The 15,411-nt window shown below is 73.3% G+C and carries 9 protein-coding genes and 1 tRNA gene; 2 read left to right on the top strand and 8 right to left on the bottom strand.

The window, feature by feature from the left end:
- Window positions 1–145 precede the first annotated feature (145 nt).
- Complete coding sequence (locus AB0C76_RS16930) at window positions 146–409, bottom strand: hypothetical protein (protein WP_359965240.1); 264 nt, start codon at window positions 407–409, stop codon at window positions 146–148.
- Window positions 410–497: 88 nt separating this feature from the next.
- Here AB0C76_RS16930 and AB0C76_RS16925 point away from each other — a divergent pair, with 88 nt between their 5' ends.
- Window positions 498–1,166: a helix-turn-helix transcriptional regulator gene (locus tag AB0C76_RS16925; protein WP_359965238.1), complete on the top strand. Its 669-nt coding sequence runs from the start codon at window positions 498–500 to the stop codon at window positions 1,164–1,166.
- Window positions 1,163–2,758 carry a site-specific integrase gene (locus tag AB0C76_RS16920; protein WP_359965236.1) on the top strand — a complete coding sequence of 532 codons (1,596 nt, stop codon included), beginning with the start codon at window positions 1,163–1,165 and terminating at the stop codon, window positions 2,756–2,758. The genes AB0C76_RS16925 and AB0C76_RS16920 overlap by 4 nt, the downstream gene beginning before the upstream one ends.
- A gap of 130 nt (window positions 2,759–2,888) precedes the next feature.
- On the opposite strand, the gene AB0C76_RS16915 is transcribed toward AB0C76_RS16920, so the two are convergent.
- From AB0C76_RS16915 to topA, 7 genes are all read right to left on the bottom strand, one after another.
- Window positions 2,889–2,962, bottom strand: a tRNA-Thr gene (locus AB0C76_RS16915).
- Between the two features lie 80 nt (window positions 2,963–3,042).
- On the bottom strand, window positions 3,043–3,702 hold the full coding sequence (gene leuE / locus AB0C76_RS16910) for a leucine efflux protein LeuE (RefSeq protein WP_359965234.1): 660 nt from the start codon (window positions 3,700–3,702) through the stop codon (window positions 3,043–3,045).
- A gap of 102 nt (window positions 3,703–3,804) precedes the next feature.
- Window positions 3,805–5,409, bottom strand: coding sequence for an alpha/beta hydrolase (locus AB0C76_RS16905; protein WP_359965232.1), 1,605 nt, complete (start codon window positions 5,407–5,409; stop codon window positions 3,805–3,807).
- A gap of 112 nt (window positions 5,410–5,521) precedes the next feature.
- Window positions 5,522–6,667, bottom strand: coding sequence for a hypothetical protein (locus tag AB0C76_RS16900; protein WP_359965230.1), 1,146 nt, complete (start codon window positions 6,665–6,667; stop codon window positions 5,522–5,524).
- 235 nt (window positions 6,668–6,902) lie between these two features.
- The gene (locus AB0C76_RS16895) at window positions 6,903–8,114 is read right to left on the bottom strand and encodes a DNA polymerase III subunit delta' (protein WP_359965228.1); all 1,212 of its coding nucleotides are present in this window, start codon (window positions 8,112–8,114) and stop codon (window positions 6,903–6,905) included.
- A 369-nt stretch (window positions 8,115–8,483) separates the two neighbouring features.
- Window positions 8,484–11,885 carry a dTMP kinase gene (gene tmk, locus AB0C76_RS16890; protein ID WP_359965226.1) on the bottom strand — a complete coding sequence of 1,134 codons (3,402 nt, stop codon included), beginning with the start codon at window positions 11,883–11,885 and terminating at the stop codon, window positions 8,484–8,486.
- 304 nt (window positions 11,886–12,189) lie between these two features.
- Window positions 12,190–15,069 (bottom strand): type I DNA topoisomerase, encoded by a 2,880-nt coding sequence (topA, locus tag AB0C76_RS16885; RefSeq protein WP_359965224.1) that lies wholly within the window; start codon window positions 15,067–15,069, stop codon window positions 12,190–12,192.
- Between the last annotated feature and the right edge of the window lie 342 nt (window positions 15,070–15,411).

The following is a 15,411-nucleotide window of genomic DNA, read 5'->3' as shown; positions in this document are numbered from 1 at the left end:
GGGACTGCTTGCACCTTGGCGGTGGCCCCTCAGCGGCCTCGGCCGCCGAGGGACCACGAACGTACGGTCATGCCGCTGGAAGATCCACTCCAATCGGGCAAGTACGCCCACGGCAGACAGGCTTGTGGATCGGGCTCTCACCACGTCAAGCTGCATCAGCCGCCGAACCTTTGCCGAGCGCCCCGTCGATGCCGAGCAGGCGCAGAAGGTCCGCTGTGATCACGCGGTACTTCTTGCCCAGCCGCAGGACCCGGCAGGGGTAGGCGCCAAGGCGGGCCAGCTCGTAGCCCTTGCTCCGCCCGAGGCCGATGGCCCGGTTGGCGGTGTCGAGGTCGATGGCCGCCGGCAGCCTGAGAAGTTCGGCCCGACCCATCCCCTGCGCCGTCGCCGATATGTCATCAGTTCGCACATGAACTCCAAATCTGAGCTTCCCCTGGACGGGGGCTGCGGCGGAGTGCCGCAACGGATAAGAGCTTTCCAGTGGCTACTGTGTCGATATGACACAACGCCGCGAGGAACACTGGTCCACCGACGACGAAGACGCGCCCGACTGGCCCGAACGGATCACCAAGGACGTGATCCGAGCAATCACTCGAAGGAGGCAAGACCTTGGACTGTCCGCGCAGGATGTGGCCGACGAAACAGGGGACTTGGGCTACGAAGTCCCCCGGAACGTCATCGCCAACTGGGAGTCCGGCAGGCGCAAGACGATCACGATTCCCGAGCTGATCGTCGTGGCCGAGGCCCTGGACATCGCACCGGTCGAGCTGCTCTTCTCCCCAGCCCTCGGCGGCCGGGTCGACTACCTGCCAGAGATGCCCAGCGACCGCTGGTCGGCGCTCACCCACTTCACGGGAGAGGCCCGCCACTCGCTCGGGATGTACCGGCTCCGCCTCTACCGGGAGCACGAACGGATCTGGCAAGAGCTCCAGGAGGAACATCACGACGCGTTCCAGCTGGAATTCAAATTGTTCCGGGAGGAATGGCCTCCCGGCTCGCAGGAAAAACTCGACGCTTTCGTCGCCGCCGTCCGCGAGCGGCTTCAACCCGTCAGGGCACACCTGCGCGAGATCGGCCTGGAAGTCCCGCACCTCGCACCGAGGCTCGACTTCCTCGACGCCGAGCTTCCCCCGCTGAAGACCGATACCGATCTGGAGGACGAATGAAGGGTTCCACCTACCACCGCTGCTACTGCCGCGACGCTGAGACCGGAAAGCCGCTCGGCAAAGCGTGCCCGAAGGCCGGCAGCCGTAAGCACGGCTCCTACTCCATACGCCAGGAGCTGCCCAACGCCGAGGACGGCACCCGCCGTTCGTTCAACCGCGCCGGCTACGAGACGCTGAAGGAGGCGCAGGCCGACCTCGACCACGTTCGCGGCCTGCTCGCCCTCGGCAAGGAGGATCTCGACGACCTGGCCCTGGTCGCCGAGCTCCTGGTGAAGGTCGCCGACGAGAAGGCCCAGCTGCCCGACATCGAGGAGACCCGCAACCGCCTGAAGACCGGTCAGGACCTCTCGACCCGCGTCACCGTGGGCGAGTGGCTCGACACCTGGCTGGCCAGCAAGAAGATCCGCAAGTCCGGCCTCACCCGCTACGAGTGCGACGTCCGGGTGCACCTCAAGCCCCGCATCGGGCACATCCGCGTCGACCGGCTGCGGGTGAGCACGCTCGCCGAGATGTTCACGGCCATCGCCGACGCCAACGAGGAGATCCTGGAGAACAACGCCCTGCGGCACACGCTGAAGGCCGAGCTCGCCACGGTGCCGATCAAGGGCGCGGAGAACCGCGCCCGCCGCAAGGCTCTGCGCACCGAACTCGCCGAGATGCCGCCCTTCCGACGCACGACCGGCGCCGCCACCCGCCAGCGCATCCGGGCCACGCTCCGGACCGCCCTGAACGACGCGATCCCCGAGGGCCTGATCACCCTCAACCCGGCCGCCCACGTCAAGCTCGACCCGGCCGCCAAGCCGAAGGCTCTGGTCTGGACGCCGGAGCGAGTCACCCAGTGGCAGGCGACCGGCGTGAAGCCCTCCCCCGTGATGGTCTGGACGCCGCAGCAGACCGGCTCGTTTCTCGACTTCGTTGCTGCCGACCGCCTGTACGCGATGTGGCACGTGATCGCCTTCCGCGGGCTTCGCCGGGGCGAGGCGTGCGGCCAGCTGTGGTCCGAGACCAACCTCGACAACGGCTCGCTGACCGTGACGGCCCAGCTCGTGCAGGACGGCTGGGAGGTCGAGGAGTCCGACCCCAAGACCGACGGGAGCTTCCGGACCGTGGCGCTGGACGACGACACGGTGGCCGTCCTGCGACGCCACCGCGAGCGGCAGCAGAAGGAGCGGGCCGACTGGGGGCCGGCCTGGAAGGACACCTGCCGGGTCTTCACCAACGAGGATGGTTCCTGGCTCCACCCGGGCAAGGTCACCGAGATGTTCGAGCGGCTCGTGACCGCGTCCGGCCTGCCGCCGATCCGCCTGCACGACCTCCGCCACGGCGCGGCCACCCTCGCGCTCGCAGGAGGAGTCGACATGAAGGTGGTGTCCGACATGCTCGGCCACTCCTCTATCAAGATCACCTCGGACATTTACACCAGCGTCCTGCCCGAGATCGCCAAGGACGCCGCCGAGGCCGCCGCGAAGCTCGTCCCCCTCCAGCGGAAGACCGAAGCCGAGGCTCACGCCAAGGCCGCAGCCAAAGCGGAGAAGGCCAAGCGGAAGGCGGCGAAGAAGGCGAAGTCCAAGGCCAAGAAGGCCAAGGCCTAACCCAAGATCAACACTGGCGCTCACGCATCGCTCACGCAAGCGATCTTGTAGCGCACCACTGACGCCTGCTCACATGCCAAGAAACGGCAAAAGGCCCAGGTCACGGGCTATGTGACCTGGGCCTTCACTGAGCCGCCTATGGGATTCGAACCCATGACCTACGCATTACGAGTGCGTTGCTCTGGCCAACTGAGCTAAGGCGGCGCTGTTGCCGCATGTGCTGGCAACGCGGGCCAGTCTACACAGGTTCGCGGGTGATCCGTACCGGGATATCGCGGCGGGGGTCAGGCGGAGGAGACCGCGAGCTTGGCGGCGAAGCCGGCGAAGAGGACGGCGACCCCGCTGGTGAGGGTGGCGGAGAGCCGCTTGCGGCGGCGGAAGGCGGTGGCGAGGGTGGTGCCGGCGAAGATCAGCAGGGTGAGGTAGAGGAAGCTGAAGGTCTGCAGGATCCCGCCGAGCAGGGCGAAGGAGAACGCCGGCTGGCCGTAGGACGGATCGACGAACTGCGTGAAGAAGGACAGCAGGAACAGGATCGCCTTCGGGTTCAGCAGGCTGATCACGAGCGCGCGCCGGAACGGCCGCTCGACGGTCCCGGTCACCTGCTCGTCCGCCGTCGTGCCGGGGTCGGCGGCGGCGCGGTGTTCGCGCCACAGCTGGCGGGCCGCGCGGAGCATGCCGAAGCCGATCCAGAGCAGGTAGGCCGCGCCGCCGAACTTGACCACCGCGAAGACGGCCGGGTTGGCCTTCAGCAGCGAGGCGGCGCCCAGCGAGGTGAGGCTGATGAGGGTGAAGTCACCGACGAAGACGCCGGCGGCGGCCCGGTAGCCGGTCCGGACGCCCTTGCGGGCGGCGACGGACAGCACGTACAGGGAGTTGGGGCCGGGCAGCAGGACGATGACGAGGGCGCCGATGACGTACGTCGCCAGGTTGTTGACACCGAGCACGGTGCACTCCGGGGAGAGGAGAGGGCGGGGAGGCGCTCATCGTAACGTCGTACCGGTGATCGATTGAAGCGGAAACTACCTGGTGGGACGGCCCCCGATCCCCTACCGGCCGCAGCGCTTGCCCTGCTCCGGCGGTTCACCGGTCAGCAGGTAGTGGTTGACCGCGCCGTCCACGCACGCGTTGTGCCGCCCGTACGCGGTGTGCCCGTCCCCGTCGTAGGTGAGCAGCCGCCCGGACTCCAGCTGGCCCGCCAGCGCCTGGGCCCACGCGTACGGCGTGGCGGGGTCGCGGGTGGTGCCGACGACGACGATGGGGGCGGCACCCGCGGCCCGCACCGTGTGCGCCGAGCCGGTGGCCTTCACCGGCCAGTAGGCGCAGGTCAGCGCCATCCACGCCATGTCGCGCCCGAAGTGGGGCGAGGCGTGCTCGAAGTCCGGCACCGCCCGCCGGACGTCCTCCGGGCCGGAGAAGGGCGCGGGCAGGTCGAGGCAGTTCACGGCTGTGTTGGCGAACATCAGGTTGGGGTAGGAGCCGTCCGGCTCGCGCCCGTAGTACGAGTCCGAGAGCTTCAGCAGGCCGGTGCCGTCCCCGGCCCCGGCGTCGGTGAGCGCGCTGCGCAGCTTGGGCCAGAGGAAGTCGGCGTACATCGCTTCGAGGACGCCCGTGGTGGCCTGGGCGTGGCTGAGACGGCGGCCGCCGTCGGTGGTGGCCAGCGGCTGGGCGCGGACGGCCGCCAGCAGCGCCGCGAGCCGGTCGCCGGCCTCCTGCTCGGTGCGGCCGAGCGGGCAGTCGTCGCGCCGGGCGCAGTCCTTGGCGAAGGCCGCCCAGGCGGTCTCGAAGCCGCCGGCCTGGGTCCGGTTGCCGGCCACGGAGTCGAGGGACGGGTCCATCGCGCCGTCCAGGACGAGCCGCCCGACCCGGGCGGGGAAGAGCCCGGCGTACGTGGCGCCCAGGAACGTGCCGTAGGACTTGCCGACGTAGCTGAGCCGCTCGTCGCCGAGGAGCGCGCGCAGCACGTCCATGTCGCGGGCGGCCTCGACGGTGCTGACGTGGCCGAGCGCCGCGCCGGCACGCTCCTGGCAGCCCTCGGCGAACTCCTTGTCGGCGGCCACCAGGGCGTCGACCTCGCGCTGGTCGGCGGGGGTGAAGCCGACGGACGTGAAGGCGTCCATCCGGTCACCGCTCAGACAGGTGACGGGGCTGCTGCGGCCGACGCCGCGCGGGTCGAGCCCGACGAGGTCGTACCGGGCGCGGACCCCGCCGTCGTACGTCCGGGCGGCGGCCTCCACGTACTCGACCGCAGACCCGCCGGGCCCGCCCGGGTTGAGCAGCAGCGAGCCGATCCGGCCCCCGGCCGCCGCGGCCCCCGCGCCGGGGATCGCCGGGGCGCGGACGGCCGCCAGGGAAAGGTCGCCGTCACCGGGCCGGCCGTAGTCGACCGGCACCTTGAAGCTGGTGCACTCGAACCCGTCGTCGCACGGCTGCCACGCCAGCCGCTGCGCGTAGTACGAACCGAGCTCGGCGGGTACCTCGGCGGGCAGCGGCTCCAGCGGCGTGACCCCGGCGGGTGGTGAACCCGGCGACGACCCGGGCGACGAACCCCGGGCCGCCCCGCCGCCCGACCCGGGCGCGCCCGCACTGCACCCGCCCGCCAACAGCCCGGCCGCGACGAGCGCTGCGGCCAGTACCCGCCCGGTGGCCTTCATCCGGATCCCTTCGATTCCATCCGCTCCACTTCGCCCGGACCGGCCGACCAACGGCGACCGCCCGGCACCCGCCCGGGGTACCGGGCAGCGCAGTGCCCGCCGAAAGCGCAGCTCAGGAGGCCTTCCCCAGCGTGTCGGCCAGGTACTGCGCCGCCTGCCGCACGAGCCGCAGCCGCTCCCGGTCGGGCGTGAAGTCCTGCACGTTGTCCGAGATCCGCACGTCCGCCTTGGCCGCGGGACCGGCCCCGCCGTGCAGCGCGGCCTGGAGCTTGCGCGCCGCGTCGAGCCCGGCGGTGTCCGCCTTCGCGGCGGCGAGCATCAGCTTCGCCGCCGTCCCCGTGGGCGCCTCCGCACCGGCCTGGGTGAGCGCGGCGGCGTCGTACCGCCCGGAGACGGCCGCCGCGGCGCCGTACAGGTCCGGGCGGGCCAGCCCGGCCGCCGCGGCGCACGGCGCGCCGCCCTCGACGCCGAGGGTGCCCCAGGAGGCCGGGCCGGGCGGCATGGCGCGGAAGGTGGCGGCGATGGTGGTGCGCAGCGCCGCGTCGTCGGCGACGGCCTGCGGGGCGGCGGCGACGAGGTCGCAGGGGTGCGCGGTGCCGTTCGGCGCCTCGGGGGCGACCAGGATGAACGGCCGCGCCTTGCCGGTCTGCAGGGCCGAGCCGATGCCCTCGAAGACGTCCGGGACCTCGGCGTCGGCGGTCTTGCGCGGGGTCGCGGCCTGCATCACGACGACCGGGAAACGGGCGTTCGGCTCCTTGGCGTACTGCGGCGGCAGCCAGACCCGGACGTTGCGCGGCTTGCCGTCCGGCCCGAGCACGGCGGACTGCAGCAGCTCCCCGCCGCCCGGGTGGCCGACGCTGTCGAACCGACTCGGCACGGCGGCCGGCGACGTCGCCGCCGCGGCCTGGGCCACGGCGGCCTCCGCCGTGGGCGGCACCGCCTGCTGCCGGGCGCCGACACCCTGCGCCCCGCCGGCGGCCGCCGCGTCCACGGCGGGCTCCGCGCGCTCCGCCGGCTCCTCGTCGGTCCGGGTCATGCCGCCGAACGCGCCGAAGGCGGTGAGCAGCGTCAGCGCCGTGACGCACACCCCGCAGACCATCGCCCCGGCCGCCCGCAGCAGCATCGGCCACCGGTCGCCGGCCAGCTCGTACGCCTGGGCGGCCCTTAGGTCGCGCCAGCGCTGGTGGGCCCCGCGGGCCAGCCAGAGGCCGCCGAGGGCGGCCGCCAACAGGGGGATGACGAGGAGCGAGCGGACCACGGAACGCACCACCTAGGGCGGAGGACCGGACGACCGGGGCGGACCCGGCGCCGTACGGGACGCGACGGCCCCGGCAGCGGGGCGCAGTCGGCCCCCAGCGTGCGGGACGACCCGGCGGTCACACGCGGGTGTGCCCGGCGCGTATCGCCCGTTCACTCGAAGGTGGGACACCGGGGTAGGGCGGGAAGCGGAACGCGCCCGCCCTCGGAACGGCCCGCGCGCCGCCGTGAGCGCCTCAGCCCGCGCGCAGCGCCACCGTCATCGCCTCGACCGCGAGCAGCGGGTCGACGTTGCGGTCCAGCGCCCGGCGGCACGCGAGCACCGCCTCGATGCGGCGCAGCGTGCCCTCCGCCGGGCCCGCCTGGGCGACCCGGTTCAGCGCCTGCCGCTGGTCCTCGTTGGCCAGCGCGCCGGTGGAGCCGAGCTGGAGCGCGAGCACGTCGCGGTAGAAGCCGAGCAGGTCGAGCAGCGCGACGCCGAGTGTCTCGCGGCGGGTGCGGGTGGCCCGGCTCTTCTGCCGCTTCTCCAGCTCCTTGACCGCACCGGCCATGCCGCGCGGCGCCTTGCCGCCCTCGGCGGCGCCGTAGACGGCCTTCAGGTCGTCGGTCTCCTTGGCGTCCTGCGTCTCGGCGAGCGCCTCGGCGTCGGCCTTGGCCGTGTCCACCAGGCGCTGGGCCGCGGCCAGGCAGCCGCCGATGTCGGAGACCTCCAGGGGGATCCGCAGCACCTCGGTGCGCCGGGTCCTGGCCTGGTCGTCGACGGCCAGGCGGCGCGAGCGCTCGACGTCGCCCTGTCCGGCGAGCGCGGCCAGGCGCGCGGTGTCCGGGTCGACGCCGTCGCGGCGGACCAGCATGTCGGCGACCGCCTCGGCGGCCGGGGTGCGCAGGACGAGCAGGCGGCAGCGCGAGCGGATGGTCGGCAGGACGTCCTGGACGGAGGGCGCGCAGAGCAGCCAGACCGTACGGGGGGAGGGCTCCTCGACGCCCTTGAGCAGCGCGTTCGCGGCGGCCTCGGTGAGCCGGTGCGCGGCGTCCACGAGGATCACCGACCAGCGCCCGCCGGTCGGGTAGCTGGAGGCGCGCAGCACGAGGTCGCGCATGTCGCCGACACCGATCGACAGCCCGTCGGTCCGGACGTACTTCACGTCCGCGTGGCTGCCGGCGAGCACGGTGTGGCAGCCCTCGCAGAACCCGCACCCGGGCGTGCCGCCGAGCGCGAGGTCCGGACTGGTGCACTGGAGCGCCGCGGCGAACGACCGCGCGGCCGTGACCTGCCCGGCCCCGGGCGGCCCGGTGAACAGCCAGGCATGCGTCATCAGGGAGGCGTTGGCCCCCTCCGCCTGGCCGGCGCCGCGGCCGACCGTCACCATCGCTCCGGCCGCCCTGGCGGCGGCGGTCAGCTGCTCGACCACCCGCTCCTGGCCCACCAGGTCGTCCCAGACGGCCACTGCTGCTCCCAAGCTCGGTACGGCTGCGCTCCGCCGTCGAGCATACGTGCCCGCCCCGACACCCACTGCGCCGTCCGGGCGACGCACCACCCACCGGCCTGCACACCCGCACCGACCCGAACCACCCCTGCCCCCTCCCCGCCCAAGGCGAGAGGGTGCGCTGCGGGAGGGGGTGGCCGCGGAGAGGGGCATGGCATGACGGGTGATTGTCAGACTGCCAGCGGCGAGACCCCCACAGAGTCGGCAGTCGGAAAATCATCCAGCCCCCGGAGCGGCCACCCCCGGAGCGGCCACCCCCGGCGAAACCCACCCACCCGAAAGCCCACGACCACACCCCGAGCCCCGCGCAGCGAAACCCGCAGCACGGAATCAGCTCCGGCGCCCCCAACGACGGCCCTTGCCCTTGCCCGGGTCGTCGCCGTCGCCCTCCGAACCAGTACCTGCGCTCGCGCCCGCTCCGCCACGCGGAGCCTGCGGCTCCTGGCCGGGTCCACCGCCCCGCTCCCAGCGGGACCACTCGTCACGCGAGCCGAGCAGCGTGTCGGTGAGGCTCGGGAGGTCGTCCATCGGCGTCTCCTCGGCCCAGTCCGGCCGCTGGCGCGGCTCTGCGGCGTCGGCCGGGGCCTGCCCCTCGCCGACCACCGGAAGCTCGCGGGTGGTCTCCGCGGGCTCCTCGCGCCACAGGCCCGGGGGGACCCGGTCCTCGGCCCGGCCGGGCTCGACCTTCGGCAGCACCGCAGTCCGGTCGGCCTCGGCCGGCACCTTCGGCAGCACGGCGGTCTCGTCCGCCGCAGCCGGGCCGCCCGGCACCCGCGGCAACACAGCCGTCTCGTCCACCGAACCGGCCGAACCGGGCGGAACGGGCGGGGCAGGCGGAACCGCCGGAAGCTTGGCGGTCTGCTCCGCGGCCGACTGCCGGTCCCGCAACGACAGCTCGCGGGTGGTCTCGTCCGCCTCCCCCGAAGCACCCGGAGCACCCGGAGCACCGGGAACGCCCGCCGCCCCCAGGCCCTTCGGCGCCCGCAGCTGCGTGGTGGCCGCGTCCTGCGCACGCCCCGCCGCCGTCTCGGCCGCCGCAGCGGCCTCCGCAGCCGCGGCGAGCGCGGCCGCCTGGGCCAGCCGGGCCTCCTCGGCGCGCTGCAGTGCCTCCTCAGCACGGCGGCGCTGCTCCTCGCGCTGGAGCTCCCGCTGCCGCTGGAGTTCCGCCTGCGCGGCCGCCTCGGCGGCGAGCCGCTTGCGCTCGGCGGCCTCGGCGGCGAGGCGGGCCTCCTCCTCGGCCTTGCGGCGCGCCTCTTCCTCGGCCCGTCGGCGGGCTTCCTCCTCGGCGCGGCGCCGCGCCTCCTCCTCGGCCTTGCGGCGGGCCTCGGCGGCGACCCGCTCGGCCTCCTCCTTGGCCAGCCGCTCCTTCTCCGCCTGCTCGGCCCGCAGCTGCTCCAGGAGCTCCAGCCGCTTGCGCTCGGCGGCCTCCGCTTCGGCCTTCTTCCGGGCCTCCTCGGCGGCACGCCGTTCGGCCTCCTCCCGCGCGAGCCGCTCCTGCTCGGCGCGGGCGGCCTTCTCCTTCTCGGAGAGGGGCAGCTCGCGGTCGAGCCGGTGGCGGATCGCGGTGGTGACGAAGCCGGGCGCCTGGCTGCCGTCGACGACCAGGTAGCGCGCCGGGTCGGCCGCCGCGAGGGCGAGGAAGCCGGCCCGGACCCGCTGGTGGAACTCGGTCGGCTCGGACTCCAGCCGGTCCAGCGCCTCGGTGAAGCGCTCCCGGGCCTTGGTCGGGTCGACGTCCAGGACGACGGTCAGGTCGGGAACCAGACCGCCGGTGGCCCAGCGGGAGATCCGGGCGACCTCGGTCGCGGCGAGGTCGCGCCCGGCGCCCTGGTAGGCGATGGACGAGTCCATGTACCGGTCGGTGATGACGACGGCGCCGCGCGCGAGGGCGGGACGGATGACGTTCTCGACGTGCTCGGCGCGGTCGGCCGCGTAGATGAGGGCCTCGGCGCGGTGCGAGAGGCCGGTGTTGCCGACGTCCAGGACGAGGCCGCGCAGCCGCTGCCCGACCGGGCTGCCGCCGGGCTCGCGGGTCAGCACGACCTCGTGGCCCTTGCCGCGGATCCACTCGGCGAGCGCCTGGGCCTGGGTGGACTTGCCGGCGCCGTCGCCGCCCTCCAGGGCGATGAAGAACCCGGTGCCGGTGGTGCGGTGCGCCGCCGGGCCGCTGCCGCCGCGCACGGCGTCGACCAGGTCGCGGCCGAACGGGGCGGTGCCGCGCCGGTCGTCGGTCTTGACCAGCACGACGGCGGCGAGCACCAGGGTGAGCAGGCCGGCGGTGGCGACGGCGAGGGCCGCGCCGCCGTGGATGAAGGTGAACGAGCCGGGCTCGACCGTGCCGTACTCGACGTCGCCGTAGGCGCCGGCGATCAGCGGGACGGCGACCAACGCGGCGCCGACGACGGCCCGCAGCACCGCGTACAGGTGCTCGGTGACCTTGGGCAGCCGGGCCTCCTCGACCTCCTGGGCGAGCAGGGTGCGCCCGGCCGAGACGACGATCCCGGCGGCGAGACCGGCCAGCACGGTGAGCAGGAGGACCAGGACGTAGTCGAGCACGAGCCCGGCCAGGATCAGGGTCACGCCCTCGGTGATCAGCGCCAGCGCGAGCAGCCGGCGGCGGGAGAGGGCGGGCAGGGTGGCCCGGGTGAGGCGGACGCCGGCGGCCGGCGCGCCGGTGGCGGCGAGCACGAGCAGGCCGTAGCCGATCGGCCCGGCCCGGTGCTCGGCGGCGGTGAGCAGCGCGAGGGCGGCGACGCCGGCCATCGAGGCGTAGGCGGCGGCGACGGCGAAGGTGAAGTAGGGGGCGCTGCCGGTGCGGCCCTTCTTGAGGGCGGGGCCGGGGGTGGCGTCGGTCGGGGCGCGCAGGCCCTGCAGCGGTGAGTACGGGGCGACGGCGACCGGGCCGACGGCCAGCTGCTGGAGGTAGCCGCGGACCGCGGAGGCGGTGAACAGGCCGGCCGCGCCGAGGGCGGCGAAGGTCACCTGGTGGGCCCGGAGCCAGTCCGAGCCGAGCGCCGCGAAGATGTTGTTGAACAGGGTGAGGACCACCAGGCCGACGGCGGCGAGCGGCAGGCAGACCCAGCCGGTGAACCGGTCGACGCTCCGGACGGTCTCCAGGTGGGCCGCGGACGGCCGCTGCTCGGCGAGGGGCGCGTACGGGTCGGCCGGCGGCAGCAGGCCGGGGACGGCGGCGTCCTTGGCGACGGCCCACACGCGCTCGGCGGCGCCGGTCACGAAGACGGTGGCGAGCAGGACGTACGCGGCGGCGCCGGACGGCTTCGGGCCGGAGCCGAGCCACACGATCCACCACGGCGCGACGCCGATCAGCACGGCGCGCAGCGCGTCGGCGCCGAACAGCGTCCAGCGCCGGTCCAGCTTGCCGGCGACCAGCCGGTGCACCGGTCCGAGCAGCAGGACGCCGGCGACCATGGTGGCCGCCAGCCGCGCGGCGAAGACCGCGGCGACGGCGAAGGCCAGGCTGCGCGGCAGGTCGCCGAAGCCGCCGCCGAGGGCGGCCGCGATCACGGTGAGCGCGAGCAGCACCAGCAGGCCGAGCCGGTCGGCGGTGCCGCCGATCAGCTGGTTGGTCCACAGCCGCCGGTAGGACCGCGTGCGCAGCAGCGCACGGGCCCGCTCCACCGGGGTTCCGGCGGGCGCGACCTCGGGCAGGTCGGGTGTGGCGGCTCTGGCGGCCGGGGCGGCGCTGGGGGTGGGCTGCTCCTCGCTCGTCATACGGTCAGCGTAGCGGTCGGGGGTTGGCCGGAAAGAGACGAACGACGTTCCGGATCGGGCTCATCACCGGGTTGTGACGATCCCCGCACACACACCCGCCGTCCCCGAACGGTCCCGGCCCCTTTCCTCGCACGCCCCCTGCCCCCTCCCCGGGCCCGCTGCCGGCCCTCCCCCGAAGAGCCGTTGCTCCTCCCGGGCCCACCGCACCGCCTCCCCCGAACGGCCCAGACGGCGTTCACCGGAAACGCCTCGGGCCCGCGCCCCCGGTGAAGGGGGCACGGGCCCGGGAGCCGCCGGCGGAGGATCAGCCCTCGTCGGTGGCCGTGGCCTTGCTCGTGGCGGTCTTGCTCGCGGTGGTCTTCTTCGCCGCCGTCTTCTTCGCCGCAGCCGTGGTGGTCTTCTTGGCGGCGGTCTTCTTGGCGGCCGTCTTCGTGGCGGCGGCCGTGGTGGTCTTCTTGGCCGCCGTCTTGGTGGTGGCCTTCTTCGCCGGGGCCTTCTTCGCCGTCTTCTTCACCGGCCCGCGCGCCCGCTTCTCGGCCAGGAGCTCGTAGCCGCGCTCCGGCGTGATCGAGGCGACGTCGTCGTCCTTGCGCAGCGTGGCGTTGGTCTCGCCGTCCGTCACGTACGGCCCGAAGCGGCCGTCCTTGACCACGACCGGCCGCTCGCTGACCGGGTCGGTGCCGAGCTCGCGCAGCGGCGGGGCGGCGGCGGCCCGGCCGCGCTGCTTGGGCTGCGCGTAGATCGCCAGCGCCTCGTCGAGGGTGATCGTGAAGAGCTGGTCCTCGCTCGTGAGCGAGCGCGAGTCGGTGCCGCGCTTGAGGTACGGGCCGTAGCGGCCGTTCTGGGCGGTGATCTCGACGCCCTCGGCGTCCGCCCCGACCACGCGCGGCAGCGAGAGCAGCCGCAGCGCGTCCTCCAGGGTGACGGTGTCCAGCGACATCGTCTGGAACAGCGAGGCAGTGCGCGCCTTGACCGCGTTCTTGCCGGTCTTCGGCGTGCCCTCGGGCAGGATCTCGGTCACGTACGGGCCGTAGCGGCCGTCCTTGGCGACCAGCATGTTGCCGCTGACGGGGTCCTGGCCGAGCTCGAAGTCGCCGCTGGGCTTGGCCAGCAGTTCCTCGGCCAGCTCGACGGTGAGCTCGTCCGGCGGCAGGTCGTCCGGGATGTCGGCGCGCTGGCCGGGCTCGCCCTCGACGGCGGAGGCGCGCTCGACGTAGGGGCCGTAGCGGCCGACCCGCAGCGTGATCTCGTCGTTGACCCGGAACGAGCTGATCTCGCGGGCGTCGATCGCGCCGAGGTCGGTGACGAGCTCCTTCAGGCCGCCCAGGTGGTCGCCGTCGCCGTTCCCGGCGTCGGCGGCGCGCCCGGTCTCGACTCCCTCGCCCTCACCGAAGTAGAAGCGCTTCAGCCACGGCACGGACTGCGCCTCGCCGGCGGCGATCCGGTCGAGGTCGTCCTCCATCTTCGCGGTGAAGTCGTAGTCGACCAGCCGGCCGAAGTGCTTCTCCAGCAGGTTGACCACGGCGAAGGACAGGAAGGAGGGGACGAGCGCCGTCCCCTTCTTGAAGACGTACCGGCGCTGGATGATCGTGTCGATGATCGACGCGTACGTGGAGGGGCGACCGATCTCCCGGTCCTCCAGCTCCTTGACCAGCGAGGCCTCGGTGTAGCGAGCCGGCGGCTTGGTCGCGTGGCCCTCGGGGGTGAGCTGCTCGGCGGACAGCGGGTCGCCCTGGGCGACCTGCGGCAGCCGGCGCTCGCGGTCGTCGAGCTCGGCGTTCGGGTCGTCCGCGCCCTCGACGTAGGCCTTGAGGAAGCCGTGGAAGGTGATGATCTTGCCGGAGGCGGAGAACTCGACGTCCCGGCCGTCGGCGGAGGTGCCGCCGACCCGGACGGTGACGGACTGGCCGACCGCGTCCTTCATCTGGGAGGCGACGGTGCGCATCCAGATCAGCTCGTACAGCCTGAAGTCGTCGCCGCTCAGGCCGGTCTCGGCCGGGGTCCGGAAGCGGTCGCCGGAGGGGCGGACGGCCTCGTGCGCCTCCTGGGCGTTCTTGACCTTGCTGGCGTAGGTGCGCGGGGCGTCCGGCAGGTAGTCGGCCCCGTACAACTGGGTGACCTGGGCACGGGCGGCGGAGACCGCGGTGTCCGACAGCGTGGTCGAGTCGGTGCGCATATAGGTGATGAAGCCGTTCTCGTACAGCTTCTGGGCCACCTGCATGGTCCGCTTGGCGCCGAAGCCCAGCTTGCGGCTGGCCTCCTGCTGGAGCGTGGTGGTGCGGAACGGCGCGTACGGCGAGCGGCGGTACGGCTTGGACTCGACGCTGCGGACGCCGAACGAGGTCCGTTCCAGGGCGGCGGCCAGCTGGCGTGCGGCCTGCTCGTCCAGGTGGAGGGTGTTGGTGCTGGCGGCCTTCAGCCGGCCGTCCGAACCGAAGTCGCGACCGCTGGCGATCCGCTTGCCGTCGACGCTCGACAGCCGGGCGCCGAAGGTCTCCGGGTTGGCGGCGTCGGCCGGGGTGCGGCCGGTGCCGAAGGTGCCGACGAGGTCCCAGTAGGACGCGCTGCGGAAGGCCATCCGTTCGCGCTCGCGCTCGACCACCAGGCGGGTCGCGACGGACTGCACGCGGCCGGCCGAGAGCTTCGGCATGACCTTCTTCCACAGCACCGGCGAGACCTCGAAGCCGTAGAGGCGGTCGAGGATGCGACGGGTCTCCTGGGCGTCGACCAGGCGCTGGTTCAGCTCGCGCGGGTTGGCCACCGCCTCCTGGATCGCGGTCTTGGTGATCTCGTGGAACACCATGCGGTGCACCGGCACCTTGGGCTTCAGGACCTGCTGGAGGTGCCACGCGATGGCCTCGCCCTCGCGGTCCTCATCGGTGGCGAGGAAGAGCTCGTCGGACTCCGCGAGCAGCGACTTCAACTTGCTGACCTGGGACTTCTTGTCCGCGTTGACCACGTAGATGGGAGCGAAGTCGTGGTCCACGTCCACCCCGAGGCGGCGCACCTCGCCGGTGTACTTGTCCGGCACCTCGGCCGCGGTGCTGGGCAGGTCGCGGATGTGCCCGACGCTCGCCTCGACGATGTAGCCGGGGCCAAGGTAGCCCTTGATCGTCTTCGCCTTGGCCGGCGACTCGACAATGACGAGTCGCTGTCCGTGCGCGGTCTCGCTGCTCGGGGACACCTTCGCTCTTCTCTCCCGGTCGTTATGTGAGCTGGTCGGCGCTGGCAGCACGGGCTGCGCTCCGCCCGACCCCTCCACCGTCCCGGGGCTGCCGCTGAACGACGACCCCACCAGCGGAGTGTGACCGTACCCCGGCCACCCTTGTCAAACGGACGGATCCCGCGTTTTCACTTGCCAGGCCCACCGACGCCACTCGAACGGTAACCCGATGATGGAGCATCGCGCCCCGTGGAGGGGGGCATCGGCGGGTTCCGGAGGATGGAATGACGGATTTCAAGATCTGTCAACGGAAAATCCGCGGAGCGTGGGTCTCCGGATGGTCCGGTCCGAGCAGGCGACCGA

It is taken from the genome of Kitasatospora sp. NPDC048722 (genome assembly GCF_040650235.1).
Lineage (GTDB): Bacteria > Actinomycetota > Actinomycetes > Streptomycetales > Streptomycetaceae > Kitasatospora.
The sequence above is the reverse complement of the archived record's forward strand: the minus strand, read 5'-3'. Positions and strand labels throughout refer to the sequence as shown.

What these genes read in the sequence shown, in the direction of transcription:
- AB0C76_RS16925 (WP_359965238.1), top strand. Translation starts at nt 498, where the DNA reads ATGACACAACGCCGCGAGGAACACTGGTCCACCGACGACGAAGACGCG.
- tmk (WP_359965226.1), bottom strand. Translation starts at nt 11,885, where the DNA reads ATGACGAGCGAGGAGCAGCCCACCCCCAGCGCCGCCCCGGCCGCCAGA.
- AB0C76_RS16905 (WP_359965232.1), bottom strand. Translation starts at nt 5,409, where the DNA reads ATGAAGGCCACCGGGCGGGTACTGGCCGCAGCGCTCGTCGCGGCCGGG.
- AB0C76_RS16920 (WP_359965236.1), top strand. Translation starts at nt 1,163, where the DNA reads ATGAAGGGTTCCACCTACCACCGCTGCTACTGCCGCGACGCTGAGACC.